The 2,324-nt window shown below is 42.0% G+C and carries 1 protein-coding gene; it reads left to right on the top strand.

Annotated elements, in window-relative coordinates; genetic code table 11:
- The first annotated feature begins 567 nt into the window (after nucleotides 1-567).
- Nucleotides 568-2,169, top strand: a complete 1,602-nt coding sequence (locus CWC30_RS17465) for an ABC-F family ATPase (protein ID WP_083238647.1) — start codon at nucleotides 568-570, stop codon at nucleotides 2,167-2,169.
- Nucleotides 2,170-2,324 lie beyond the last annotated feature (155 nt).

Raw genomic sequence — 2,324 nt, 5'->3', positions numbered from 1 at the left:
GCGATTTTATATCGCGTCAGATTTAGGTCATTAAGCATAGAGACGCGGGGTAAACCCGCTGCTACCAGTTTATGTTTTAATTTATTCATTCACCACAGAGGAAGAAGAGGCGCTGCGCTGAATGAGAAAGCCAAAGGCGCTAGGCTGTGTTAGCTACTCGTCGCTCGAAGCCCGCCGCTCGTAACCTTTCATTTCAACCTTTCACTTTCATTTACTTTTTCTCAGCCAAAACAAGCTGCATTTAGTGGACATTATTATGTCGGGCAGTAAGCCTAATCTTAAAAAGTAACCCTGAATGAAGTCATAGTCTGGCTGCTTTACACTTAACTTACTAAGTTTTATAACTTCACTGCGAATTTTTGTAGGCGACATAACTTACTCTTTTTTGATATTTTTACCACAATAAAGTCGCACTTAAAAACAATCACGTATGTTAGCGTTTAAATAGGCTAGCCTTTAGTATACTTGACCTGTATAATTTGCCGCCTTATTTACACCTATTGCCTGGTCTATTTTCGCACCTGCTGCGCCCATAACCCTGTCAGTATTTTTCTAGGACACCTTTTTTTGATCTCCACCGCAAATATTACGATGCAGTTTGGCGCAGAGCCGTTGTTTGAAAACATTTCAGCTAAATTTGGCAACGGTAACCGTTATGGTTTAATTGGCGCTAACGGCTGTGGTAAGTCGACCTTTATGAAAATTTTAAGCGGGGCATTGGCACCTACCTCGGGTAATGTGTCGATTACGCCGGGGCTTAAAGTGGGTAACCTAAGCCAAGACCAATTTGCATTTGAGCAATACAGCGTGGTTGATGCGGTAATTATGGGCGACGTTGAGCTTTGGAAAGTAAAGCAAGAGCGCGACCGTATTTACTCTTTGCCTGAAATGAGCGAAGAAGACGGCATGAAAGTGGCCGAGCTTGAAAGCGTTTTTGCTGAAATGGACGGTTACACAGCAGAAAGTCGCGCAGAAGAAATTCTGCTTGATGCGGGTATCGATAAAGAGTTTCATTATGGCTTAATGGCAAACGTAGCCCCAGGTTGGAAATTACGTGTGCTGTTAGCACAGGCGTTATTTGCAAACCCTGATATTTTGCTACTTGATGAGCCTACCAATAACTTGGATATTCATACTATTACGTGGCTTGCGAATGAGCTTAACCAACGTAAATGTACCATGATCATTATTTCCCATGACCGTCACTTTTTAAACTCGGTATGTACCCACATGGCCGATATTGATTACGGTGAGCTGCGTATTTACCCAGGTAACTACGAAAAATACCTTGAAGCTTCAGGCTTACAACGTGAGCAATTACTTGCCGAAAACGCTAAAAAGAGCGCTGAAATAGACGAACTTCAAGACTTTGTTAACCGTTTTGGGGCTAACGCGTCTAAGGCAAAACAAGCCAGTTCGCGTGCTAAAAAAATGGAAAAAATTAAGCTTGATGACGTTAAAGCATCAAGTCGTATGAGCCCATCACTGAGCTTTGATGAGGGCAAAAAAATGTATCGCCAAGCGCTTGAGCTAACCAAGCTTGGCCATGGATTTGATGGCGAAACATTATTTACCGGTGGCGATTTACTACTCGAAGCCGGTGCTAAATTGGCGGTTATCGGCGAAAACGGCGTGGGTAAAACCACCTTTTTACGCTGTTTAGTTAACGAGCTTAAAAGCAATGAGGGCGAAGTTAAGTGGTCAGAAAACGCCACGTTTGGTTATTGCCCACAAGACAGCACCAAAGATTTTGATAACGATTTAACCTTATTTGATTGGATGTCGCAATGGCGTACCGCTAAGCACAACGATTTAATGGTACGTGGTATGTTAGGCCGTTTATTGTTTACCGCAGACGATGCAAATAAAAAAGCCCGTAACTGTTCAGGTGGTGAAAAAAACCGTTTGTTATTTGGTAAATTAATGATGCAAGACGTTAACGTACTGATAATGGATGAACCAACTAACCACATGGATATGGAAGCCATTGAAGCGCTAAACAATGCGCTAAAAGACTTTAAAGGCACGCTTATTTTTGTAAGTCACGACCGTGAGTTTGTATCGTCACTGGCAACCCGTATTGTTGATATTAAAGACAAGCAGATAATTGACTTCCAAGGCACGTTTGACGAATACCTAGCGAGCATAGAAGAGAAAAAAGTAGCTTAAGTGCTAGGTTAAAGGTTGAAGAAATAGCCTAAACCATTTAAAAGCGGGGCTTGTTTAAGCGCCGTTTTTTTGTGCCTGTATTTCGGGGTTCGGGGTTCGGGGTTCGCCAAAATTATGCTTAGTATTAATTAAAACGCAATTAGTAATTTATTTAT

Origin of the sequence: Pseudoalteromonas sp. S4741, from assembly GCF_005886135.1 — a bacterium.
GTDB classification, from domain to species: domain Bacteria; phylum Pseudomonadota; class Gammaproteobacteria; order Enterobacterales; family Alteromonadaceae; genus Pseudoalteromonas; species Pseudoalteromonas tetraodonis.
This window is presented reverse-complemented; position numbering and strand designations above follow the sequence as displayed.